This is a genomic window from Microbispora sp. NBRC 16548, assembly GCF_030268985.1.
Classification (GTDB): Bacteria; Actinomycetota; Actinomycetes; order Streptosporangiales; family Streptosporangiaceae; genus Microbispora; species Microbispora catharanthi.
In genome coordinates this window covers 12811-35303 of the sequence record NZ_BSSF01000035.1, presented here as the reverse complement: position 1 = coordinate 35303, position 22493 = coordinate 12811, and the positions used below count along the sequence as shown (strand labels likewise).

At 69.8% G+C, this 22493-nt stretch carries 20 protein-coding genes; 9 read left to right on the top strand and 11 right to left on the bottom strand.

Going from position 1 to position 22493, the window contains the following annotated elements; genetic code table 11:
• From QSK36_RS42355 to QSK36_RS42330, 6 genes are all read right to left on the bottom strand, one after another.
• The coding region (locus QSK36_RS42355) for a cation transporter (protein WP_285786345.1) at nt 1-298 on the bottom strand (298 nt) is incomplete at its 3' end.
• 29 nt (nt 299-327) lie between these two features.
• On the bottom strand, nt 328-1269 hold the full coding sequence (locus tag QSK36_RS42350) for a DUF8832 domain-containing protein (RefSeq protein WP_285786344.1): 942 nt from the start codon (nt 1267-1269) through the stop codon (nt 328-330).
• Nucleotides 1266-1478 (bottom strand): heavy-metal-associated domain-containing protein, encoded by a 213-nt coding sequence (locus QSK36_RS42345; protein ID WP_182904013.1) that lies wholly within the window; start codon nt 1476-1478, stop codon nt 1266-1268. The genes QSK36_RS42350 and QSK36_RS42345 overlap by 4 nt, the downstream gene beginning before the upstream one ends.
• 24 nt (nt 1479-1502) lie before the next feature.
• Nucleotides 1503-1784 carry a metal-sensitive transcriptional regulator gene (locus QSK36_RS42340; protein WP_285786343.1) on the bottom strand — a complete coding sequence of 94 codons (282 nt, stop codon included), beginning with the start codon at nt 1782-1784 and terminating at the stop codon, nt 1503-1505.
• Between the two features lie 104 nt (nt 1785-1888).
• The gene (locus QSK36_RS42335) at nt 1889-3316 is read right to left on the bottom strand and encodes an MFS transporter (protein ID WP_285786342.1); all 1428 of its coding nucleotides are present in this window, start codon (nt 3314-3316) and stop codon (nt 1889-1891) included.
• A gap of 138 nt (nt 3317-3454) precedes the next feature.
• Nucleotides 3455-3634, bottom strand: coding sequence for a heavy-metal-associated domain-containing protein (locus QSK36_RS42330; RefSeq protein ID WP_240809439.1), 180 nt, complete (start codon nt 3632-3634; stop codon nt 3455-3457).
• Nucleotides 3635-4064: 430 nt separating this feature from the next.
• Between QSK36_RS42330 and QSK36_RS42325 the strand changes: the two genes are divergently transcribed.
• The 6 genes from QSK36_RS42325 to QSK36_RS42300 all read left to right on the top strand — a co-directional run bounded on the left by QSK36_RS42325 (nt 4065) and on the right by QSK36_RS42300 (nt 8279).
• Nucleotides 4065-4454, top strand: coding sequence for a hypothetical protein (locus tag QSK36_RS42325; protein ID WP_285786341.1), 390 nt, complete (start codon nt 4065-4067; stop codon nt 4452-4454).
• A complete protein-coding gene (locus QSK36_RS42320) occupies nt 4451-4897 on the top strand; it encodes a MerR family transcriptional regulator (RefSeq protein ID WP_183533272.1) in 447 nt (148 codons plus the stop codon). The genes QSK36_RS42325 and QSK36_RS42320 overlap by 4 nt, the downstream gene beginning before the upstream one ends.
• A gap of 5 nt (nt 4898-4902) precedes the next feature.
• The gene (gene merT / locus QSK36_RS42315; RefSeq protein WP_285786340.1) at nt 4903-5241 is read left to right on the top strand and encodes a mercuric ion transporter MerT; all 339 of its coding nucleotides are present in this window, start codon (nt 4903-4905) and stop codon (nt 5239-5241) included.
• 70 nt (nt 5242-5311) lie between these two features.
• Complete coding sequence (locus QSK36_RS42310) at nt 5312-5644, top strand: YnfA family protein (RefSeq protein WP_183533276.1); 333 nt, start codon at nt 5312-5314, stop codon at nt 5642-5644.
• 411 nt (nt 5645-6055) lie between these two features.
• The gene (locus tag QSK36_RS42305) at nt 6056-7585 is read left to right on the top strand and encodes a carboxylesterase/lipase family protein (RefSeq protein WP_285786339.1); all 1530 of its coding nucleotides are present in this window, start codon (nt 6056-6058) and stop codon (nt 7583-7585) included.
• 127 nt (nt 7586-7712) lie between these two features.
• Entirely contained in the window at nt 7713-8279 is a 567-nt protein-coding gene (locus QSK36_RS42300; protein WP_285786338.1) for a hypothetical protein, read from the top strand.
• 169 nt (nt 8280-8448) lie between these two features.
• Here the strand turns inward: QSK36_RS42300 and xynA are convergent, their stop codons facing one another.
• The 4 genes from xynA to QSK36_RS42280 all read right to left on the bottom strand — a co-directional run bounded on the left by xynA (nt 8449) and on the right by QSK36_RS42280 (nt 12587).
• The gene (gene xynA, locus QSK36_RS42295; protein ID WP_285786337.1) at nt 8449-9531 is read right to left on the bottom strand and encodes an endo-1,4-beta-xylanase XynA; all 1083 of its coding nucleotides are present in this window, start codon (nt 9529-9531) and stop codon (nt 8449-8451) included.
• Between the two features lie 708 nt (nt 9532-10239).
• Nucleotides 10240-10902: a hypothetical protein gene (locus QSK36_RS42290; RefSeq protein WP_285786336.1), complete on the bottom strand. Its 663-nt coding sequence runs from the start codon at nt 10900-10902 to the stop codon at nt 10240-10242.
• Nucleotides 10903-10934: 32 nt separating this feature from the next.
• Nucleotides 10935-12014 (bottom strand): DNA polymerase III subunit beta family protein, encoded by a 1080-nt coding sequence (locus QSK36_RS42285; RefSeq protein WP_285786335.1) that lies wholly within the window; start codon nt 12012-12014, stop codon nt 10935-10937.
• Between the two features lie 192 nt (nt 12015-12206).
• On the bottom strand, nt 12207-12587 hold the full coding sequence (locus tag QSK36_RS42280) for a PLDc N-terminal domain-containing protein (protein ID WP_183533287.1): 381 nt from the start codon (nt 12585-12587) through the stop codon (nt 12207-12209).
• Between the two features lie 88 nt (nt 12588-12675).
• Here QSK36_RS42280 and QSK36_RS42275 point away from each other — a divergent pair, with 88 nt between their 5' ends.
• The 3 genes from QSK36_RS42275 (at nt 12676) to QSK36_RS42265 (ending at nt 18203) form a co-directional block, all read left to right on the top strand.
• Complete coding sequence (locus QSK36_RS42275; protein ID WP_183533304.1) at nt 12676-13026, top strand: hypothetical protein; 351 nt, start codon at nt 12676-12678, stop codon at nt 13024-13026.
• Nucleotides 13027-13815: 789 nt separating this feature from the next.
• On the top strand, nt 13816-15093 hold the full coding sequence (locus QSK36_RS42270; RefSeq protein WP_285786334.1) for a poly(ethylene terephthalate) hydrolase family protein: 1278 nt from the start codon (nt 13816-13818) through the stop codon (nt 15091-15093).
• 281 nt (nt 15094-15374) lie between these two features.
• Nucleotides 15375-18203, top strand: a complete 2829-nt coding sequence (locus tag QSK36_RS42265) for a glycosyl hydrolase family 95 catalytic domain-containing protein (protein WP_285786333.1) — start codon at nt 15375-15377, stop codon at nt 18201-18203.
• Nucleotides 18204-18451: 248 nt separating this feature from the next.
• Here QSK36_RS42265 and QSK36_RS42260 read toward each other — a convergent pair whose 3' ends face one another.
• Nucleotides 18452-22318: an nSTAND1 domain-containing NTPase gene (locus QSK36_RS42260; RefSeq protein WP_285786332.1), complete on the bottom strand. Its 3867-nt coding sequence runs from the start codon at nt 22316-22318 to the stop codon at nt 18452-18454.
• Nucleotides 22319-22493: the final 175 nt, after the last annotated feature.

The following is a 22493-nucleotide window of genomic DNA, read 5'->3' as shown; positions in this document are numbered from 1 at the left end:
GCAGCGGAGCCGGCTCGTCTTCCGGCTCCCCGGGCGCCTGCTCGGGTCTGGGCGGCTCGGGCAGCCTGGCGGTGTATCCGGCCTTCTCCACCTCCGCGACCAGCATCTGCGGGTCCAACTCCACAGGAAAGGTCACCTTGGCCTTCTCCGTGGCGTAGTTCACCGTCGCGGACACACCCTCCAGCTTGTTGAGCTTGCGCTCGATCCGATTCGCGCACGACGCGCAGGTCATGCCGCCTATCGAAAGCTCGACGCTGCCGCCGGTGGCGGACGGCTTGTCGTCGGTGATGGAGGCCATCACCTCTCCTTTCCGCGTCATGCCCGCTGTCAGTGGCCGGAGTGGGCGTGTTCGGCACCGTGGTCCGCCGTGGCGGTGGGGACCGCCCCTGAGCGTTGCTCCGCCCGTACGGTGAAGGCGGCGGTGTGCACGGTTCCGTCGTGCTGGAAGTCGAGGAAGAGCCGGTAGTCGCCACGGCTGGGGACCTCGGCGTAGAAGGTGATGCCGGGCCCGGCGGGGGTGACGCCGTCCCCCGGAGCGCCGTCGGGGTGGACGTGCAGGTAGGCCAGGTCGCCCACACGCAGCGCGACCAGGTGGCCGTAGGCCCCCAGATAGGGCTGCAGGTCGGTGACGGGCTTGCCGTCCCTGCTGATCTCGGCGGTGAGCCTGCTCGCCGCACCCGGTGTGAGAGTGCCGTCGAGCCGGACGGTGTATCCGTCGACCGTCACCGTACGGCTGGGCGCAGGCAGCGGCCGGGGCGCATAGTCGCCGGGGGCGTACAGGTCGGCGCCGAGGGTCAGGCCCTCCCCGCCCTGGGGGACGAAATCGGCGAACACCCGATAGGCGCCGGCGTCGGGCAGCGTCAGCGGCACCGACCAGATCCCCTCGCCGGACAGCTCGGGGTGCAGGTGCCGGAAGACGGTCGCATCCCGGCTGACCACGATGAGGTGCAGCTTCTTGTCGTGCTCGGTCTCGTAGGCGGTCACCGGGCGGTCGTCGGGGCCGTTCACCGTGAACCGGAAGTCGGTCTCCGTCCCGGGTGTGATGGTCGTGGTCAGCGGGGTGAGGGTGTAGCCACTCTGGGACACCTGGAGTCCTCCCGGTACGTGTTCCGTCTTCTGCGCGGCCGGTGAAGGGGCCGCGTGACCCCCGTGTCCGTTCTTCGCGGGCGCCGGTCCGGTCGCGCCGACGGCGCCGCCGACGCCGAACGCTCCCGCGAAGACCACGGCGAGACCGAGGACATAGGTGCCCAGCCGGGCTGGCGTGTTCATTGCTTGTCCACCACTTCGTATCCGGCCTCCTCGACGGCGGCCCTGATCTGGGCCGTGTCGAGGGGGCTGTCGCTTTCGACGGTCACAATCCCGGTGGCGAGATCGACCTCGACGCCGGTGACACCGGGGACCTCGCTGACTTCTTCCTTCACGGAGCTGACGCAGTGGCCGCAGGTCATGCCGGTGACGGTGTAGGTGGCGGTGGTCATGACGCTTCTCCTTCGTTTGATCGGTCAGGAACGGACGAGACGGGCGACGGCGTCGGAGGCTTCCTTGATCTTGACGTCGGCCTCGGTGCCGCCCTTGGCGATGGCCTCGGCGACGCAGTGCGCCATGTGCTCGTCCAGCAACTCCAGGGCGAACGCCTGGAGCGCCCTGTTGGCGGCCGAGACCTGGGTGAGGATGTCGATGCAGTACTTGTCCTCGTCGACCATCCGCTGCAGTCCGCGGACCTGCCCCTCGATCCGGCGCAGCCTCCTGAGGTGCTCTTCCTTGGTCCCCGTGTATCCGGCCATCTCCCCGCCTTGCTCCGAGCTCTGTTGTCTCTATTGAACACCCTACCCCCCTAGGGTATTCCGCGGGCCCGCCGCAACGGGGGGGCGGGCCCGCTCGGTGGGATCTACACCCCCACTGCCTGGGTGTCCGTCGTGGCGGGCGCCGCCGATGCGGACTTCCGCATGAGCAGCAGGGTCAGTACGGCGCCGGACGCCGCCACGACCGCCGCGCCGACGAAGGCGGCCTGGAAACCGTCGGTGAGCGCGGCCGGGCCATTCGCCGCGGCCGCTCCCCCGCTGGTGGCGAGCGCGGTCATCACGGCCAGGCCGAGCGCCGAGCCGATCTGGTAGGTGGTGTTGACGATGCCCGAGGCCAGCCCGCTCTCCTCGGGCCGCGCGCCGGACATCGCCGACATCATCGCGGGGATGTAGGCCAGGGACATCCCCACCGCCGCGACCAGCGAGGCGGGCAGCACGTCGGCGACGAAGGTCCCGTCCGGACGCACCAGGGACAGCCCGGCCACCCCCGCCGCCAGCACGGCGAGCCCGATGACGATCAGCGGCTTCGCGCCCAACCTGCCGAGCAGCCGGGCGGTGATCCCGATCATGAAGATCATGATCGCGATCGTCATGGGAAGCAGGGCCGCTCCGCTGGGGAAGGCGCTGTAGCCCAGGACCTGCTGCAGATAGAGGTTGAGGAAGTACCACATCGGGATCCAGGCCGCACCCAGCAGCGCCATCGCGAGGTTGGCGACGGCCAGCCCGGGGGTCCGCCAGATCCCCAGCGGCATGAGCGGCTCCCGGATCACGCGCTGCACGAGCAGGAACAGCGCGAGCAACACGATCGCCCCCGCCAGTTCCAGCAGCGTGGCGGCGGAGCCCCAGCCCTGTTCGGGCGCCCGCACGATCGCGAACACGGCCAGGACGATCGCCGCGGTGACGGCGACGCCGCCGAGCACGTCCACCGACCCGCGCCTGCCGGCCACCGCGGGCAGCAGCGCGGGCACGGCTAGCAGCGTGGCGACGCCGATGGGGATGTAGACGACGAACACCCACGGCCAGCTCAGATACTCGGTGACGACCCCGCCGAGGAACACCCCGGCGGTGCCGCCGGCCGGCGCCGCCGCGCCGTACAGGGCCATGGCCTTGCCGAGCTCCCGCGGATCGTGCCCGAAGAGCATCATGAGCAGGGTCATAGAGGCGGGTGCGATGAGCGCGCCGCCGACGCCCTGCACACCACGGCCGAGGATCTCCGCCCAAGGGCTGCTCGCCGCGGCGGCGACGGCCGACCCGGCGATCAGGACGAGCCAGCCGGTGGTGAAGATCCTGCGGGCGCCGAACAGGTCGGACAGGCGTCCGCCGAGCAGCAGCAGGCCGCCGAAGGCGATGACGTAGGCGTTGAAGACCCACTGCAGCGCGTCCGGGGAGAAACCCAGGTCGCGCTGCATGTCGGGTAACGCGACCCCGATGATCGAGGTGTCCATGATGACCATGAACTGCGCCGCGGCGAGCACGACCAGTGCCCGCCACCTGCGCGGATTGACGGCGTTCATGCCGCACTCCTGTTCTTCGCATCCGCCTCGCGATGGGAGGATGCGCTTGGGGGTTGGGTGTGATGCCGAATCGGACCGGCCCCGCAGGTGGGCGTGCATGCCAGTGCACGCCCACCGCCTTCTTCGGGGCTCGACCCGCTAGACCCGGCTCGCCAGCTGGTAGCCGGCCTGTTCCACCGCGGCGCGGATCTCCTCGTCGGTGAATCCCGCGCCGCTGACGGTGACCACGCCGGTCGGCAGGTCGACGGCCACGCCGGTGACGCCGCCGACCTTGCCGATCTCCCCGGACACCGATGAGACGCAGTGGCCGCAGGTCATCCCGCTCACCGAATAAGCCCTGCCGTCCGCCGCATTCGCCTCAGCGGTCGCCGCAGTCTGAGCCGACTCCGTGCCGCACGCACATGCCGTGCACATGCCCGTCCTCCTTATGCCGCTTACCCCCTGGGGGTACCTGTCGCGAGAGACCATAGCATACCCCCCGGGGGTGTCAACGCGCGGGCAGCGAGAACGGCGACTGACCGCCACCCGCCCCGTCTCCCGCATCTCGCGCGCGACGCCTGTCGTGCGCCGCTCCCGCCCTCACCCCGTCCACCCCGTCCACCCCGTCCGGCGCGTGCTGCTCCCCTGCCGAGGACGGCCACCGGTGATCGGCGGCCCGACGCCATCCCGCGTACTCCGGCGCCCCCACGGTCATCGGCGCGCAAAGGGGTTGCATCCGGTACCCAGGTACGGGCTTACCGTCAGAGGCGTGACACAGGACATCGCCCTTGACCAGGGATGGGCTGCCTCAGCATGCACCTTGCCCACCGCGGAGCAGCCGCTGCGGGTGGCCGAGTTCGACGCCTTGTTCGCCGAGGCGGTCCAGGCGGTGCGGCGCCCCGGGCGTGAGCGGCTGCGGCTGGAGCTCGTCTTCAGCCCGGAGCACGCGGCCCGGGCGGCCGAGCTGACCGCGCGGGAGAACGGCTGCTGCTCCTTCTTCTCCTTCACCCTGACCATCGCCGACGGCGGCCTGGCACTGGACGTGGTGGTGCCGCCGCCACAGATCGAGGTGCTGGACGCGCTGCAGGCGCGCGCCGCCGCGGCGGCCGCATCAGGGTCGGCCATGCCGGGACCTACCGCATCGCGAGGATCGGCGTGAGGCAGGATCTCGACGGCCCCTACCTGCGCAGCGGGCAGGTGGCCAAGCAGGCCGGGGTCAACCTGCAGACGTTGCGCTACTACGAGCGTCGCGGGCTGATCGCCGAACCGGCGCGCAGTCCCGGCGGGCACCGCGCCTACCCGCCGGAGACCGTCACCCTGCTGACCGTCATCAAGGCCGCCCAGCGGCTCGGCTTCACCCTGGACGAGGTCGCCGAGCTGATCGACACCGGCCGGCGCGGTCACCCCACTCCCGACCTGCGTGCCCGCGCCCAGGCCAAGATCGCCGAGGTGGACGCGCGCATCGCCGACCTGACCACCATCCGCACCGCGCTCACTCAGGTGGTCACCGCAGGCTGCGACAGCCTGACGAACTGCACCTGCCCCGACTGCCCGCTGCCGTACGCCGACCTGGCCACCGGCCACACCCCCGAGGAAGGCTGACCATCGTGAGCACCCACCCCGACCATCCGACCCCCGTCCCCGTGCCCCTCACCACATCGGGCGACGCGGCCGTCAGCCGCCTGCCGGACGGTGACGGCCCGCCACTGCGCAGCAAGGTGGCCGCCGCCCTGGCGGCACTGGCGTGCGCGGCCTGCTGCGCCCTGCCGATGTTGATCGGCGCCGGGCTGCTCACCGGCGCCGGCGCCGCGCTGGCCGAACAGACGCTGCTGACCGTGGCCGGGGTGCTGGTCGCCGCCGCTGCGGGGATGTGGTGGCTGCACCGCCGACGGGCCTCTCGCGCGAGCTCCCCCTGCGGATGCGGCGGGAGCAGCTGCGGATGCTGAGCACCCGCACCGCGGCGAGAAGGGTGACCCGGCGGCGGACGGGCCGCTGCCATGCGGTGTACTACCGGCCATGACGGTCATCCGCTCCCTGCTGCTTTTCGTCCTGGCCGCCATCGCGGAGATCGGCGGAGCGTGGCTGGTCTGGCAAGGCGTACGCGAGCAGCGCGGCCTGCTGTGGATCGGCGGCGGCGTGATCGCGCTGGGCCTGTACGGGCTGGTCGCCACGCTCCAGCCGGACGCGAACTTCGGCCGCATTCTGGCCGCCTACGGCGGCGTCTTCGTCGCCGGGTCCCTGGCCTGGGGCATGCTCGTTGACGGGTTCCGACCCGACCGCTGGGATGTCATCGGCGCGCTCGTCTGCCTGGCCGGCGTTCTGATCATCATGTACGCGCCACGTGGCTGACCGAGCAAGATGGGTGGATCAATCAACTCGGCGCCGACGACCATGAAGAAATCAGCCAGGTGCGATCCGCGTACGGGTCACCCCGCCGGGACGGCACCTTCGACGAGCGGCCCAGCCGGAGGAATGCGCGTGGGTGTCGCAGGACCTCCACTTATATCCGTCAGAATAATTCTGTCTGATTAGACGTCTGGACGTCCTCCGCGCCGCCTTACGGCCCTGCGCCGGCCAGGACGGTCGTTGAACCTCGAGCTGGACTCAGCGGATGACAAGAAGAAACCCGCTGGTCACCCGTGTGACCGTTACTCCTTTTCCTTTCCCCCTCACCTGTTCTTCCCCCTGAATAAATGGTTTGCCCGCAGATGGCGCGCACTGGAATGCTCCGCCGAGCAGGAACAGAGAGGAGACCGCGAAGTGGCCGTCACCGCATCCAGCAAGCCGTCCGAGTCCGAGCCGGAAGTCCGCACGGCGGCCGGCGTCCTCCGCGGCGGCCGGGAGGCGGGCCTGGCGGTCTTCCGCGGCGTCCCGTTCGCCGAGCCGCCGGTCGGCGCACTCCGTTTCGCCGCGCCGCAGCCGGTGCGCAGCTGGGACGGTGTGCGCCCGGCGGTCGCGTACGGCCCGCCGCCCCCGCAGTCCGGCCTGCTCGGGGTGTCCCAGGACACGGCCGGCGACGGCTGGTTGACGCTCAACGTGTGGACGCCGGATCCGGATCCGGCGGCAGGGCTCCCGGTGATGGTGTGGATTCCCGGCGGCGGTTACGTGGCGGGCGACTCCGGTCTCCCGGAATACGACGCCGGGCGCCTGGCCGGGAGCGGAGTCGTGGTCGTGACCCTCAACTACCGTCTCGGTATTGAGGGTTTCGCGCAGATCGACGGAGCCCCGGCCAACCGGGGACTGCTCGACCAGGTCGCGGCCTTGCAGTGGGTGCGGGACAACGTCCGGGCGTTCGGCGGCGACCCGGGCCGGGTCACGGTCTTCGGGGAGTCGGCGGGTGGCGGATCGGTCGCCGCGCTGCTCGCCATGCCGCGCGCCGCCGGGCTCTTCCGCCGGGCGGTCGCGCAGAGCGTGCCGGGGACGTTCTTCTCCCCCGAGCTCGCCGCCGACATCGCCGCCGCCTGCGCCGCCGAGCTGGGGGTACGGCCCACAGTGTCCGGCCTGTCGGCGGTGGCCCCGGACCGGCTGCCCGCCGTGGGCGACGCGATCTCCGCCAAGACTGCCCGATGGCGGGAGCGCTGGGGGCAGATCACACACCGGCCGATCCCGTTCGCACCGGTCGTCGACGGTGACGTCCTGCCGGCGACCCCTTGGCAGGCGGTGGCTGACGGCGCTGCCCGGGACATCGGGCTTCTCGTCGGGCACACCCGTGACGAGCACCGGTTGTTCAGCCTGATCGACGGCGTGCTTGGCCAGGTCACGCACGAGCAGACCGAGACCGCTCTGCACATGCTCGCCCCCGGCCCGGACGGCGCACGCCGATACCGGGAGGCGTTCCCGGCCGCGGCCGATGAGGAGCTGTACGAACTGGTCAACGCAGACTGGCTGTTCCGCATGCCGAGCCTCCACCTCGCCGACGCGCAGATCGCGGGCGGCGGCCGGGCTCACCTCTACGAGCTGACCTGGTCCGCCCCGGGATTGGGCGGTGCCCTCGGCGCCTGCCACGGCCTGGACGTGCCGCTCGTCTTCGGCAACCTGAGCAGCGGACAGCCCGCCATGCTGATCGGCGACCCGCCCTCCCCGGCGGCGGAGGAGCTCTCCGCGCAGATCCGCAGGGCATGGACGGCGTTCGCCGCTCACGGCGACCCGGGCTGGCCTCCGTACGACACCGACCGCCGTCTCACACAGCTCTTCGACACGCCGTCGGTGGTCACCCCCTACCCGGAGGAGACCTCGCGGCTGCTGTGGCAGGACCACACCTTCCCGGCGCTCCCGCTGCTCGTGCGGTAGCGGCCGTCAGCCGGCCGAGCGCAACCGTTCCGGTTCGCCCGCCGATCGCGTCCCGCAGCGATCAGCCGCAGGCCACCCGGTTGACGTCGATCAGAACTTTCCCGGCCGGACGGCGGTCCAATACGGCATGAACATTGGTGACAGAGGAATCGGCAAGCACAAGGTAGTTCGGCTGGGACGCCCGGCCATTGCGGCGGCGCTCGCTGCGGGGATCGCATTGACCGGCGTCACGGCGGCGAGCGCGGCCGCGACGTCCGCCGACGCAGTCGTCAACGCCACCACCAGCGCGGGCGGCAAGTTTGGCCCATACGGCTACGGAGGGGTGCGGCTCGGGATGACTCTCAAGCAGGCCGAGGCGACTCGCAAGGTCGTGAAAAAGCTCGACGAGGGTCAATGCTCGGGGTGGGATCTCAAGGCGCACCCGACCGGCCGCGACGGTGTGGGCCTCTACATCTCCAAGCATCTGGGGGTTGCCCTCATCGAAGCGCCCAAGGGCGTCAAGACGCCCGAGGGCATCAAGGTCGGCTCCACCATGAAGCAGGTCAAGAAGGCCTACCCCCGGCTCGACACCACGGGCAACTACCCCGTCGCTGTCGTTCCCGGTAACCCGAAGGCCCTGTACTACTTCCTGTCGTACCGAGGCAAGGTCTACGAGTTGGCTCTGGCCCTGAAGAACCAGGACTGCACCAACTAGGCCCGGCCAGTCTCGCAGAACCCCCTCGCACAACCGGCAGGTTCTGCGAGGAGTTCTACGAACGGCGACCTGCGCGAACACGGCCCGTCCAGTGCGGCGAGGGAGCGGGGCCCGAGGGCGCCCGCTCCCCGCTCGCGCGTCGCCGCGCCGTGACGCACGATCGTGCCGGTCAGCCGGTGGTGCAGGCCGAGCCGTTGAGGCTGAAGGCCGAGGGGTTGGGGTTGCTGCCGGAGTAGGTGCCCTGGAAGCCGAACGAGGTGGTGGCGCCGGGGGCCAGTGAGCCGTTGTAGGACACGTTGCGCGCGGTCACCGACGAGCCGCTCTGGCTCACCGTGGCGTTCCAGGAGTTGGTGATCTGCTGACCGCCGGAGAAGGACCAGGCCAGCGTCCAGCCGTTGATCGTGCCGCTGCCCGTGTTGGTGATGGTCAGGTCGGCGGTGAAGCCGTTGTTCCACTCGTTCTTCGAGTAGGACACCCGGCACGCGCCGGTGCCTCCCGGCGAGGAGGGCGAAACCGAGGGCGAGGGACGGGAGGAGGGCGAGACCGTGGGCGAAGGATCGGTCGTGCCGCCGATGGTGATGTTGGAATTGCCGCTGCTCTGGTAGCCCTCGGTCGCGAGGATCTGGTAGTCGTGGCTGCCCAGGTTCATGCCGTAACGGGCCCACGCGTCGAAGTGGTTGCCGACGGTGATGCTCCCGCCGGTCCGCTTCTGCTGCCGGACGCTCCAGTACTGGTTGAAGGTCTGGTTGCCGTCGATGGAGGGCGCGTTGTAGCGCGTCGTCTCATAGATGTCGTAGGTGCCGCCGTCGGTGGTGACGGTGCCCTTGTAGGTGCCCGTGGGCCGGTAGGTGCCCCAGTTGTCGACGATGTAGTACTCCACCAGCGGGTTCCTGGTCCACCCGTACAGCGACAGGTAGGCGTTACCCGAGGGGTTGAAGCTGCCCGAGTAGTTCACGGTCCTGCGCGCACCTGGCTTCCAGCCCTTGCCGGCGACGAAGTTGCCGGTGTTGCGCCAGGAGGTGCTGTAGTTTCCGCCGGACCCCAGATCCATGGAGACCGTGCCCTGGCTGTCGGTCCAGAACGAAAAGAAGTATCCGTTGTTGGTGCCGGTCTGGTTCGTGGTGACAGCAGCGTGGGCGACGCCGGGCAGCAGCGCCACGGCCGCGGCCAGCACCACGGCGCAGACACGGCCGATCAACAGCCGCACACCGCCGCGCCCGCGGCTTCTCATCCGGACGGGACTGTGATTCATGTACGTACTTCCTCCTCAACGGGCCGGCGGCGGCCGGGCTGCGTGATGCCGACGGCCGGGGTGACGGCCACCGCGCGCCGGCGTCGCACACCGCGACGGAGGTCGGCCGGTCGTCACGAGGTCGCCGACCTGAGGACCATGTCGCGGTTCGTGACCCGGATCGACAGTGGTCGAGGCCCTTCGTTCGGGCGAAATTATCGGACAGACGGCGAAAGTGTCAGCCCGAGCCTGTGGGGCTGTCAACGACTCGCGTAAAGCCGGTTCCGCCCAGAGGTGTCGTCTCGACGGATCGGTCCTGGTCACGGGCGACCGGCGGTGGGGCGGGCGTCGGAAGAGGCGATGAAAGTTACGTGGAACCCGCCGGGCAGGGCCCGAGGAAGCCGGGCCGCGATCGGTGCGCTCCTCGGGTTCCGCCCGGCGTCATGAGCCGTGTCTTTGCAACCTTCAGCAGCGCAATCAGGGGACTTCCTCGACTCTCCGCCGCCCGAAGCTCACTCCGCTTTCCCCGTTAAGTGGCCACTGACATGCCCTGATACGAATTCTTGTCCCTCGTAAGGTTTCCCCGATGTTTCAGGGATCGTTGCCACTCCGAGCGAGAGGGTCCGATACTTTCGTCGATACACCGATAGTTTTCTGGGCAGCCGCTCACCAGAGCTGGAAGGATTGCCAGCCGGGCCGCCCACGTTGACGGCGGTCGCGCGGGATCGGTCAGCCGGCCGTGGCGGCGCTGGTCAGCGTACTGATGGCTTCGCTGAGGATGTGTTGTTCGTCTTCTGGCAACCATCGGGCGGCATGGACCATGTGCAAGGCCGTAGTGAGCCGTGCCCGGTCGTCCTCTGTCCCGAGATCTGTGAGGTAAGCGGGCAGCACCAGGCCCAGGGCCTTGAGGTCGCCGCGTTCGCAGAACCTGGCGAACAGAGCCGTCAAGAGAGCATCGGCGTCCCGCGACCGCGACGCCCCGGTGGAGCGCAGTCCCTCGGCGATCGCTACTCGGGTCCAGTCGGCGTACTGCCCCGGCGGGACCTCATCGATGTGGGTGGCGGCCAGTTCGAAGTGCTCGCGTGCCCTTTCGGGCTCGCCGAGATCCCTGTACGCCTTGGCCATGTTCACGTGCAGGGAGGCGTAGAAGCCCTTGACCCGGTCGTCGCCGACCAGGTCCGCGCGGTTCAGGCACTCCTGATTCCAGTGCAAGGTCTGCTGGGGTGTCGACTGGTGCCGCGCGAGGTAGTGGGCGGCGATGCACGCCTCGTAGTCGTCGGCGGCGATCTCCCACGCCTGCTGGAAGAGGTTCCTGGCGTCGGTGTCACGGCCTTCGGCCTCGGCCTGCATGCCCTGGGTGCACAGCCTGACGACGGCGTTGTCGGGGTCCATGGTCTCGCTTTCTCGATGGATGGCGTGACGCGTCACTCGCCAGCCGGTTCGCCGGGGACCGGCATGACCAAGGTGGTGAAGCTGCCCTGGTCGGCGGAGCGGACGACCACGGGCTGGGTCGGCGACGAGATTCTCAGCAGCACATCCGGGCCGACGCCTGCATCGAGCGCCGGAAGAAGAACTCCCGGGTCGAACGCGATGCGTACAGGCGGCCCTGTGCAGATGGCGGCCAGCGTGGAGACGGCCTGGCCGCGGGAGGCGACAGTGAGATGCTGCTCGTCGGCGGACAGGGTGAGTGGACCGTCGTGTCCGGCCGCGGCAATCGCCTGCCGAACAGCGGTCCGGTCCGCGATGATCCGATGCCGAGCGGTCGGCAGGTTGTCCAGCATCATCCGGTAGTCCGGGAACGTCTCGTCGACGGTCGGGAGGTCGCGTGAGGCACCGGCGCCGTGAAGCCGCACGCCTTGCCGGTCCACCTCGATGCCGATGTCCGGTAGGCGTATGGCCTGGGACGCGATGTTCTTCAGCTCCGCAACGCCGACCAGGAAGTGGCACGGGTCGCCCTCGACAGAGGAGGGCCGTAGCGCGCGGACCGCCAAACGGTAGCGATCCGTCGCGACAAGCCGCACTTCCTGGCGTTCTACTTCGATCAGGACACAACCGAGTACCGGGAACTCCTCCCGCGCAGAAGCGGACGCCACTGCCGGGGCGACCTGGCGTACGGCGCTCGCCAGCTCGGCTCCATCGAGCCGTACGGTGACCCGATGCGCACCGCTCGGCAGACCGCTCAGTATCTCCTCGATCGCCGACTGGGCCGATGCCGCGGTCTCCCGAGCTCGTCTGGCGTGTTCTTCCAGGATGGCGAGGGCTACCTCGCGAGTGCCGTCGAGTACCACTGAGGCGTCGGTGAGCGGCATTCCGGCTTCGCGTAGCCGCCGCACCAGGACCGCGCGGTCTTCCTGGTCTGGGGAGTAATAGCGGTAGCCGGTCGCGTCATCTACGTAGGCGGGATGCAGCACGTCGCAGTCGTCGTAGAACCGGAGAGCGCTCGGAGCCAGCCCCACCCTGCGTGCGAAGGCGCCGATGCTCATCAACGCGTCGGTGTCATCCATGCATGCGATTGTCGGCCTTCAAGCAGCTTGAAGGTCAAAACGGAGCGTCGTGCTCCGCCCCAGCCGACGGCACGCTCGCCACCTGCTCACCCGGCCGGAGAACACCGTCTCCCATCATCGTCCGCGTCTCGTGCTCCGCCGGCCGTTCCATCTACACTTCTACGGCCCCGGCGCCTGAGCTGCACGCCGCCACTACTGGTCCTGGTTCTTCTCCGCCTGACGCTGCTGCTCGAGGTAGGCGCGGCGCTGCTCCTCGGCCCGCTCCCGGCAGCGGCGGAGGAACTCCTCGTCGTCGTCGGGGTTGGAGGGGACGAACCGGCCCGGCCGGTCGTACTCGGGGAAGCGCCCGGTATTGCCCTTGTACGGCAGCCCGCCGGGCCGCGTCACGGTCTGCGGCCGGCCCGCGATCAGCCACAGGATCGACCCGACCTCGGGGAGGAACAGGACGATCAGGATCCACAACCCCTTGGGCAGGTTGCGGCAGTCCTCCTCCGCCGCGACGATCACGTCGAACAGGCAGAAGATCCATAAGGCGAGCAGAACCAGACCGAACCCGCCATAGATGAAGGGCATCCCGAATCCTCCCAGTTTCAGACGCGCAGAGCGTAGTGGATCCGATCTTCGTCTGTCGGGAGTTTCCGGGAAGGCGATCTTTCCCGATGTGGCCTTCGAGGAGGCTGAGCGCAGAAATCGAAGACGCGGTCCAGCCGCGCCCGCCGGCCACGATCCGCTCGATCCGGCCTGGGGACTCGATGCGGTCGCTGCGGCACTGTACGAGCAGGGCTTCCCGCAGCCGGTCCTCCACCAGCTCTGCCGGGCAGACCGCATCGGCGAGCCAGCCGGTCGGCCGTTCCTCGTCGGCCCGGGTCGCCTGACGGAACCCGAGGGCCTCGCGGATCTGCGTCCTGACCCCAAGGGCGTCGTAGTCCTGGTGCCGTCACGCCGGCAGCGCGACTACGACGACCGGTGGCTCACCGTCGCGAAGGAGGAGGCGAACGCCACCTCGGGCTGATCCGCAACGGCGAGAACCTGTACCTCATGACGACCGACCTGCAGGTAGGTGATCGGCCGCTGCCGAAGCGGGAGGAGTTCACCGAGTTCTTCCACACCGGCGAGGCTTCGGCCGTGACCGCGAACGGGTGCCTCTCGACCTCGGCTCGGACGCGTTCGCCGCAGGCATGCCCCGGTGATTGTTAGCGCTAACATTTCAAACTCGTCTTCGTCCTCCTCCACGAGAGATCAACCGGTGGTGGTGGAGCGGAGCAAAGCCGAGGCGAGGGCACGGTGTCAAGTGACGCAGTGCGTCCGGACGCGAGCGCGGGAGGGTGCGAACGCGGCCCAACTGCCGCATCAGGGGACTCTCCGGGCTCACCGGCAGCGACCACGGGGTGAAACGTTCATCCGATGACCGCGCTCCCGGATCGCACACCGACCGCGGCGGTTCCGGGATCACGAGGTGATTTACGCGGCACGGGGCTTTCGCAGCAGGACCCTACTCTTGACACATTTCGGTGAGGTTTCCACACTGAGCCCCGAGGCGGTCTCCCGCTGTCCGGTGGTGGTGCGCGGGGCGGAGGTCCGCCGTTCGCGACGCCCTCGTGGTGTGCGCTCCCTCGCACGGGAGCACGGCGTCCAGCGCTGAATGCCCCGCGTCTCCCCCTTTTCTGGTTGCAGTCATGGAGGCTCAGGCATGGGCGCACACGCCGTTCCGCCGCCGGGAACCCGGCGGCCACCCACGGACCCGTCCGCGTCCGGACCCGGCTCACGGAGCCGGTCGCTCCGGCATGCGATGGGCCGGGCGATGGCGGCGGCGGTGGCCGTCCTCGGGCTGCTCTCGGCGGCCATCGCGACCCGGCCGGCGTCGGCCGCGGACAATCCCTTCCAGCGCGGGCCGAACCCGACCGTGGCGAGCGTCGCGGCCACCAGAGGGACCTTCGCGACCGCCCAGACCAGCGTGCCGGCCGGCAACGGCTTCGGCGGCGGAGTCATCTACTACCCGACCGACACCAGCCAGGGGACGTTCGGCGGGGTCGCGATCGTGCCGGGCTACTCCGCCCTGTTCGCCAACGAAGAGGCCTGGATGGGTCCCTGGCTCGCCTCGTTCGGCTTCGTGGTGATCGGCATCGAGACCAACAGCCGCACCGACAGCGCGGACGCCCGGGGGACCCAGCTGCTCGCCGCGCTGGACTACCTCACCCAGCGCAGTTCGGTACGCGACCGGGTCGACCCGAACCGGTTGTCGGTCGTCGGCCACTCGGCGGGCGGCGCGGGAGTCCTCAGCGCGCTGCTCCGGCGGCCCTCCCTCAAGGCCGGGGTCGGGCTCGCGCCCGGCTCTCCCGTGGGCAACTACGACCTGTACAACGACCAGGTGCCGACGATGTTCATCTCCGGGCAGAAGGACACGACGGTCACACAGTCCTACCTGAACGGGCTTTACACCACCATCCCGGCCTCGACGCCGAGCGCGTGGGTGGAGATCACCGGGGTGGACCACCTGTTCGCGACGCGGGCCAACACGACCGAGATGCGGGTGCTGATCCCGTGGCTGAAGATCTGGGTGGACAACGACACCCGGTACACCCAGTTCCTGTGCCCGCTGGCGGACTCCACCGGCATCTCGATGTACCGCAACAAGTGCCCGTACGTGCCGCCGGGCGGGTCGTCGCCGTCGCCGAGCCCCTCCCCCTCGTCCAGCCCGTCGCGCTTTCCGTCGCCCTCGCCCTCGCCCTCGCCGGCCCAGTCGCCGTCGCAGTCGCCGTCCACCAGTCCGTCGCCCCCGCCGCCGGGCGCCTGCGCAGCCGAGTACCGCACGGTGAACTCGTGGCCCGGCGGCTACCAGGGAGAGGTCACGGTGACGGCGGGCGGCTCGGCGGTCAACGGCTGGACCGTCAGGTGGACGCTCGGCAGCGGCCAGACGATCACCCAGCTGTGGAACGGCACGCTGAGCACGAGCGGCTCCGCGGTGACGGTGAAGAACGCCTCCTTCAACGGCTCGATCCCGGCGTCCGGCTCGGCCACCTTCGGGTTCCTCGCCACCGGCACGCCGTCGACCCCCTCGCTCACCTGCACCAGCCCGTGACCGACCCCGGCACGTTGTGCCGATCGATGTCCCGTTGACTCCGGAGAGGGCCGCACGCACGACCCTCTCCGGGCTCCGGCAGGGCCTCTTATGGCGATGGGAGACCCTGCCGGAGAACACCCGCCCTTACCGCCACCTCGCTCGGGGCCTTCGGGTCGCAGGTCACCCCCCGGACACCCGCTGCGTCTCGCCGGAGCGGAGCTCCCGGTCGAAACGATTCCGAGTGTCCGTACCCGCCGTGGACTTGGAGAACTGAATTGTCTGATTTCACCCGAAGGCAAGTGCTGCGATTCGGCGCGGCCGGAGCCGGAGCCGCGCTGGCGCCGTTCCAGTGGACGGCGGCCGCCCGGGCCGCGGCGGCGGCCCCTCCCGAGGTGAGCGCCGCGAACGACCTGGCCCTGTGGTACGACGCGAGCGCCGGCACCGACTGGCTGCGCGCGCTGCCGATCGGCAACGGCCGGCTGGGCGCGATGGTGTTCGGCAACGTCGACACCGAGCGGTTGCAGCTCAACGAGGACACCATCTGGGCCGGCGGGCCGTACGACCAGAGCAACACGAAGGGCGCGGCGGCTCTCGGGCAGATCCGGCAGCTGATCTTCCAGAACCAGTGGAGCCAGGCCCAGACCCTGATCGACCAGAACATGCTGGGCAACCCCTCGGCCCAGCTGGCGTACCAGACCGTCGGCAACCTGCGGCTCACCTTCGGCAGCAACAGCGGAGTCTCGGAGTACAGCCGTTCCCTGGACCTGACCACGGCCACCACGACCACGTCGTACCTGCAGAACGGCGTGCGATACCGGCGTGAGGTGCTCGCGAGCGCGCCGGACCAGGTGATCGCCATCCGCCTCACCGCCGACAGGGGCGGCTCGATCACGTTCTCCGCGACGTTCGACAGCCCCCAGCGGACCACGCGCTCCAGCCCGGACGACACGACGGTGGCGCTCGACGGCGTCTCCGGCGACCAGCGAGGCCTGGCGGGCAAGGTCAAATTCCTGGCGCTGGCCCGGGCCGTCGCCGACGGCGGCACGGTCAGCAGCTCCGGCGGCACCCTCCAGGTGCGGGGCGCCAACAGCGTCACCGTGCTGATCTCCATCGGCTCCAGCTACGTGAACTTCAAGGACACCAGCGGCGACTACCAGGGCATCGCGCGGCGCTATCTCGACGCCGTCAACGGCAGGACGTACGACGACCTGCGCGCCCGCCACGTCGCCGACTATCAGCGGCTGTTCGGGCGCACCACGCTCGATCTCGGCCGCACCTCGGCGGCCGACCAGCCGACCGACGTGCGGATCGCGCAGCACGCGAACACCAACGACCCGCAGTTCTCGGTGCTGCTGTTCCAGTACGGCCGCTATCTGCTGATCTCCTCCTCGCGGCCGGGCACCCAGCCGGCCAACCTGCAGGGCATCTGGAACGACTCGCTGACCCCGGCGTGGGACTCGAAGTACACCCTCAACGCCAACCTGCCGATGAACTACTGGCCGACCAACACGACCAACCTGCCGGAGTGCTTCGAGCCGGTGTTCCGGATGATCAACGACCTCACGGTCAGCGGCGCCCGTACGGCCCGGGTGGAGTACAACGCGGGTGGCTGGGTGACCCACCACAACACCGACGGATGGCGGGGCTCGTCGGTGGTCGACTTCGCCGCGGCGGGCATGTGGCAGACCGGCGGCGCGTGGCTGTCCACCATGATCTGGGACCACTACCTGTTCACCGGCGACCTCGACTTCCTCCGGCAGTACTACCCGGCGATGAAGGGCGCGGCGCAGTTCTTCCTGGAGACGCTCGTCCAGGAGCCGAGCCTGGGGTATCTGGTGACGAACCCGTCGAACTCCCCCGAACTGAACCACCACTCGGGCGTCAGCGTGTGCGCCGGCCCGACCATGGACAACCAGATCCTGCGTGACCTGTTCAACGGCTGCGCGGAGGCCAGCGAGGTTCTCGGCGTGGACGCGAGCTTCCGGAGCCAGGTCCTGGCCGCCCGGGACCGGCTCCCTCCGATGAAGGTCGGCTCGCGCGGCAACATCCAGGAGTGGCTTTACGACTGGGTGGAGACCGAGCAGAACCACCGGCACATCTCGCACCTCTACGGCCTGCACCCCAGCAACCAGATCACCAAGCGCGGCACCCCCACGCTCTACAACGCCGCGCGCCGGACCCTCGAACTGCGCGGCGACGACGGCACCGGCTGGTCGCTGGCCTGGAAGATCAACTACTGGGCGCGGATGGAGGAGGGCGACCGTGCCCGCAAGCTGATCGGCCTCCTCGTGCGGACGGACCGGCTCGCGCCGAACATGTTCGACCTGCACCCGCCCTTCCAGATCGACGGCAACTTCGGCGCGACGTCCGGCATCGTGGAGATGCTCCTGCAGAGCCACAACGGGGAGCTGCACGTGCTGCCCGCGCTGCCCTCGACGTGGCCGAGCGGGAAGGTGCAGGGCCTGCGGGGCCGCGGCGGCTACACCGTCGACGCGACCTGGGTCAGCGGCGGGAACACCGAGATCCTCGTGAAGTTCGACCGCGACGGCACGGTCAACGTACGCAGCCGGATCTTCACCGGGACCTACCAGGTGGTCGACGCCGAGACCGGCGGTGCCGTCACCGTCACCAAACCCGAGGCCGACGTCATCGCGCTGCCCGGCCAGGCCGGCCGCACCTATCGCCTGACCGGGTCCGGCGGCGGCACCACGCCGTCGACCTACGTGCGGATCGCCAACGCCACCACCGGCCTGGTGCTGGACAGCGGCGGCAACGTGGCGTCGGGGTCGAACCTCAAGCAGTGGAACTGGGACGGCAGCAACAACCTGCAGTGGCAGCTGGTCGACCTGGGCGGCGGCTGGTACCGGATCGTCAACCGCACCAACGGCATGGTCGCCGACAGCTGGGGCAACACCGCCAACGGCGCCAACGCCAGGCAGGCGGCCTGGAACGGCGGCAACAACCAGCAGTGGCGCCTGAACGATCTCGGCAACGGCCGCTACCAGATCGTCAACCGCGGCACCGGCACGTCCCTCGACGGCATGGGCTACACCACCGCCGGCTCCGCCGTCGGCATGTGGACGCCGAACAACAACACCAACAACCAATGGACGATCACCGGCGTGTGACCTGGCTGGTCCCGGCATGACGGAAGGGAGTGCCGGGGCGGCGGGGGTTCGCCGTTTCCGGCAGCAGATCCTGCCTCCCGGCGCACCGGCCACGGCCGTCTTCGGCTACGGCTCGGCCCCGCATCCGGTGGACCGCCGCGTGCTCACCCGGCGGTCCACAGATCGGCCTGGCGCGCCAGGGCGGCGTTGACTACCGTACGGCGAACGTCGTACACGTCTGGCCTCGGAGCGTGTTGCTGATGACGGAATCATCGGCAGGGTGCCTCGAACGGCAGTTCCGGTATGTACTGCTGCCACTGCTTCGGGGTGAGGGTGTTGGCCGTGGTGGCGCATATCCGCTGAATGGCCTGGCCGAGGTTCATTTCGGTGAGTTCGATGGTGCGGTCGTCGCCCGCACTGGCCAGGGTGTGCCCGTCGGGACTGAAGGCGGCACCAAGGATCGGACCGATGTGACCGGCGTTCAGGGGCTTGCCCTGCGGCATGGCATGCGCTGGGTCGGAGACGTCCCACAGCATGAGTGTCTTGTCGTCGCCCGCGCTGACCAGCGTCCGCCCGTCGGGGCTGAAGCCTACCCAGCGCACCGGGCTGCTGTGCCCTGTCAGCGGCTGTCCTACCGGTTTGGGGCGCGCCGGGTCTCGGACATCCCACAACTGCACGGTGTGGCCGACGCCCGCCGTGGCCAGCAGCGTGCCGCTGGGGCTGAAGGCGCCCCACAGGATGCCACCGGTGTCACCGGTCTCGATCGTGGACATCGGCTGGGATCGTTCTCGGTCACGGGCATCCCACAGCCGTACCTTTTGGTCTGCGCTGGAGGCGGCCACGATGTGGCCGTCCGGGCTGAAGCCCACCCAGTAGGCGGGGCTGACTTGGCCCGCCAGCGGCTGCCCCCACGTTTTCGGGTGCACCGGGTCGGACGCGTCCCACAGCCGGAGTGTGTGATCGGCGCCGTCAGTGGCCAGGAGGTGACCGACCGGGCTGAACGCCAGCGCGTACGGAGCATCGGTGGCGCCTGTCGGGATCGATGCGAGCAGTCCGGGGTGTGCGGCATCGGACACGGTCCACAGGCGCACGGTACGGTCGTCGACGGCTGCGGCCAGGGTATGGCCGTCGGGGCTGTAGGCGACCTGGTCGACGGCGCCGGGTGTGGTGAGCGGGTGCCCGAGCGCTTTGGGGCGCGACACGTCTGACAGGTCCCACAATCTGATCGTCCGGTCGCTGCTCGCGCTGGCCAGGGTGTGGCCGTCGGGGCTGTACGTCACCGCGTGGACGGTGCCGGTATGGCCCGCCAGAAAGGTCCGGGGGAGGTTCCACAGCCGTACGGTGCGATCGACGCTGGTGCTGGCGAGGGTTCGCCCGTCGGGGCTGAAGGCGACCCAGACGATGAAGCCGGTGTGGCCGGTGAGCGGTGCACCCAGCGGGGCCGGGTGGGCAGGGTCGGTCACGTCCCACAGCCGCACGGTGTTGTCGGCGCCACCGGTGGCCAGGATACGGCCGTCGGGGCTGAAGGCCACCGCGAGGATGGTATTGGTGTGGCCGTTCAGAGGGTGCCCCAGAGCGGCGGCGCGAGCGGGGTCGGACACATCCCATAACCGCACGGTGTTGTCGTTGCCCACACTGGCCATGGTCCGGCTGTCGGGGCTGAAGGCCACCGCGTAGACGGCGTCGGTGTGGCCGGTCAGGGGCCGCCTCCACAGTGAGGGGTGGGTCCGGTCGGTGACGTTCCACAGGCGGATCGTGTGGTCGTGGCCGGCGCTGGCGACCGTACGCCCGTCGGGGCTGAATGCGGCCGAGGCCACGGGGGCGGTGTGGCCGGTCAGCGGCCGGCCGAGAGCGGCCGGGTGGGCTGGGTCGGACACGTCCCACAGCCGCAGTGTGCGGTCCTGGCTGGCGGTCGCGAGGGTGCGTCCGTCCTTGCTGAAGGACACCGAGAACACATAGTTGGTGTGACCGGTGAGTGGTCGTCCCCATGGCCGGGGGTGCGCGGGGTCGCGAACGTCCCACAGCCGTGCCGTGAGGTCGCGGCTCGCGCTGGCCAGTGTGCGGCCGTCGGGGCTGAACTGCAGCCAGTACACCCAGCTGGTGTGACCGGTCAGCGGCCGTCCCAGGGGGGTCGGCCGGGCCGGGTCGGACACGTCCCACAACCGGATGGTGTTGTCGCGAGCGCCGGTGGCCATGGTGCGACCGTCCGGGCTGAACGCCACCGCGTACACCGGTGCGGTGTGCCCGGTCAGTGGGGTGGACAGGGGGACGTTTCGGCTGTCGAGCAGGCTGGTGACGGCCTCCCGGTTGGGCCGGATGCGATACGCCGCCAGGTCCAGTTCGGCCGCGAGCGACGGGTCGGTGGTCCGGACCTGGTCCGCTTCGGTCATCACCTGCTCCGACAGCGCCCTGTCGCGCTCCGCCCGGGCGACGGAACCCTGCTGCAACGCGATGACGGCGGCAGCCGAGGCGACCAGGGTGAGCACGGCCATGAGGGCGACGGCGGCGCGGCGCAGGGCGATTGAGCGGTTGTGCTGCCTGGCCGAGGCGGCGAGGAACCGTTCGACCCGCCCGCTGATCAGGACGTCACCGCGATGGCGTTCGGCCCATTCGGAGGCGACAGCCAGACGACCGCCACGATAAAGGGCAGCCGGGTCGCGGTGCTCGTTCTCCCACGCGGTGGCGGCCGCCGTCAGTTGCTGATGCACGAGCAGTCCGGCGCGATCTTCGTTGATCCAGTCGCGCAGTCGCGGCCAGGCGTGGAGCAGCGCCTCATGGGTCATCTCGACGGTGTCGGTGTCCAGCGTGACGAGGCGGGCGCCGGCCAGGGAGTCGAGAACTTCGTCGGTGTCGTCGGGGCTGGTGTCGAGGTCGGCGCGGCGCAGCCGCCGTTTGGTGTCGTCGGTGCCCTCGCCGACGGCGACGAGCCGGAGAAAGATCCCCCGCGCGATGTCCTGCTGCTGCGGGGTCAAATCGGCGTACACGGTCTCGGCGGTCCGCGCGAGGGCGTTTTTGATCCCACCGGCGGTCTCGTAACCGGACAGTGCCAGCGTGTTGCCGCGGCGACGGCGCCATGTCTCTCGAAGCGCGTGTGAAACCAGGGGGAGCACGTTCGCCTGCCCAGCGGCGTCGGCGACGACCCGCGCCAGCAGTGCACCCTCGACCGCGCACCCGGCCCGCGACGCGGGTTTGGTGATCGCCTGACGAAGTTCCTCGGTGGACATCGGGCCGACCAGCAGCTGAGCGTCACCGAGCGCCTCGACGAGGTCGGGGTGCTCGGCGCAGCGCGCGTAGAAATCGGCGCGGACGCCGAGGACGACCCTGGTGCGGCTGTTGGCGGCCCGGGCCGCAGTGACCAGCACGTCGATGAACCGCTCGCGCTCCTGAGTGCTGCGGCAGAGTGTGAAGACCTCCTCGAACTGGTCCACCACCACCAGCATCTCGCTGCCCACCGGGCGGTCCGCCAAGACCTGCAGCGCGGTGAGATGCAGGGCGCGCGGCTCCTTCGTGAGTTCGTTGTGAAGCATGGTCGCCGACCCTCCGCTCAGAGCGGCCAGCTGAGCGGCGCACTCCTCGAGCGGATGCGAGCCGGGTGCGAACAACAGGATCGGCCACCCCGCGGTCCCGGACTCCTCGCCGCGGATCCGGGGAAGCAGCCCTGCCCGGAGCAGCGACGACTTTCCCGATCCGGAAGCCCCGAATACCACAAGGAATCGAGACTTCCGTACCCGGGAAACCAAATCCTGGGTGAGCCGTTCCCTGCCGAAGAACCATTCCGCGTCCTCCGGTTGGAACGCCGCCAGCCCGGCATAAGGACCGCGAGCCCCGTCGTCGGCGGTCATGGGAACGGATTCGGCGGGGACCGCGGCCGCGCCTTCCGCCGCCAGCGCGCGCCATCGATCCTCCCATTCCGACAAATCACCCCCGCAGGCTCCTACGTAGGCGAGTGTGACGGCCAGACTGGGCAGTTTTCTGCCCGACGCCGCATCGGCCAGCGTGGTCGACGAGTAATGGGCGCGAGCGGCCAGCTCCCGATAGGGAGGGCTCCCCGCTTTGACGCGCAACAAGCGCAGGTCGGCGGCGAAACTCGTCAACTCGCCGCCGTCGTCCTCCAAAGGCCGCTCGGACCGTGGCATCCCCGTCTCCCCCGATTGACGCAATCGGGGACCTATTGTCCGGAACCTGTTGTCAGGCGTCCACCCCCCGACACCGGACAACCGGTCTTCAGTACAACCGGGTCACGGACGGCCGGTGGCGACCGGATGTCACCGCCGCCCAGTGATCGGCGCGGCGGCATTACCGGGGACGCGC

What these genes read in the sequence shown, in the direction of transcription:
- QSK36_RS42350 (WP_285786344.1), bottom strand. Translation starts at nt 1,269, where the DNA reads ATGAACACGCCAGCCCGGCTGGGCACCTATGTCCTCGGTCTCGCCGTG.
- QSK36_RS42345 (WP_182904013.1), bottom strand. Translation starts at nt 1,478, where the DNA reads ATGACCACCGCCACCTACACCGTCACCGGCATGACCTGCGGCCACTGC.
- QSK36_RS42340 (WP_285786343.1), bottom strand. Translation starts at nt 1,784, where the DNA reads ATGGCCGGATACACGGGGACCAAGGAAGAGCACCTCAGGAGGCTGCGC.
- QSK36_RS42335 (WP_285786342.1), bottom strand. Translation starts at nt 3,316, where the DNA reads ATGAACGCCGTCAATCCGCGCAGGTGGCGGGCACTGGTCGTGCTCGCC.
- QSK36_RS42330 (WP_240809439.1), bottom strand. Translation starts at nt 3,634, where the DNA reads ATGACCTGCGGCCACTGCGTCTCATCGGTGTCCGGGGAGATCGGCAAG.
- QSK36_RS42310 (WP_183533276.1), top strand. Translation starts at nt 5,312, where the DNA reads ATGACGGTCATCCGCTCCCTGCTGCTTTTCGTCCTGGCCGCCATCGCG.
- QSK36_RS42300 (WP_285786338.1), top strand. Translation starts at nt 7,713, where the DNA reads ATGAACATTGGTGACAGAGGAATCGGCAAGCACAAGGTAGTTCGGCTG.
- xynA (WP_285786337.1), bottom strand. Translation starts at nt 9,531, where the DNA reads ATGAATCACAGTCCCGTCCGGATGAGAAGCCGCGGGCGCGGCGGTGTG.
- QSK36_RS42290 (WP_285786336.1), bottom strand. Translation starts at nt 10,902, where the DNA reads ATGGACCCCGACAACGCCGTCGTCAGGCTGTGCACCCAGGGCATGCAG.
- QSK36_RS42285 (WP_285786335.1), bottom strand. Translation starts at nt 12,014, where the DNA reads ATGGATGACACCGACGCGTTGATGAGCATCGGCGCCTTCGCACGCAGG.
- QSK36_RS42280 (WP_183533287.1), bottom strand. Translation starts at nt 12,587, where the DNA reads ATGCCCTTCATCTATGGCGGGTTCGGTCTGGTTCTGCTCGCCTTATGG.
- QSK36_RS42270 (WP_285786334.1), top strand. Translation starts at nt 13,816, where the DNA reads ATGGCGGCGGCGGTGGCCGTCCTCGGGCTGCTCTCGGCGGCCATCGCG.
- QSK36_RS42260 (WP_285786332.1), bottom strand. Translation starts at nt 22,318, where the DNA reads ATGCCACGGTCCGAGCGGCCTTTGGAGGACGACGGCGGCGAGTTGACG.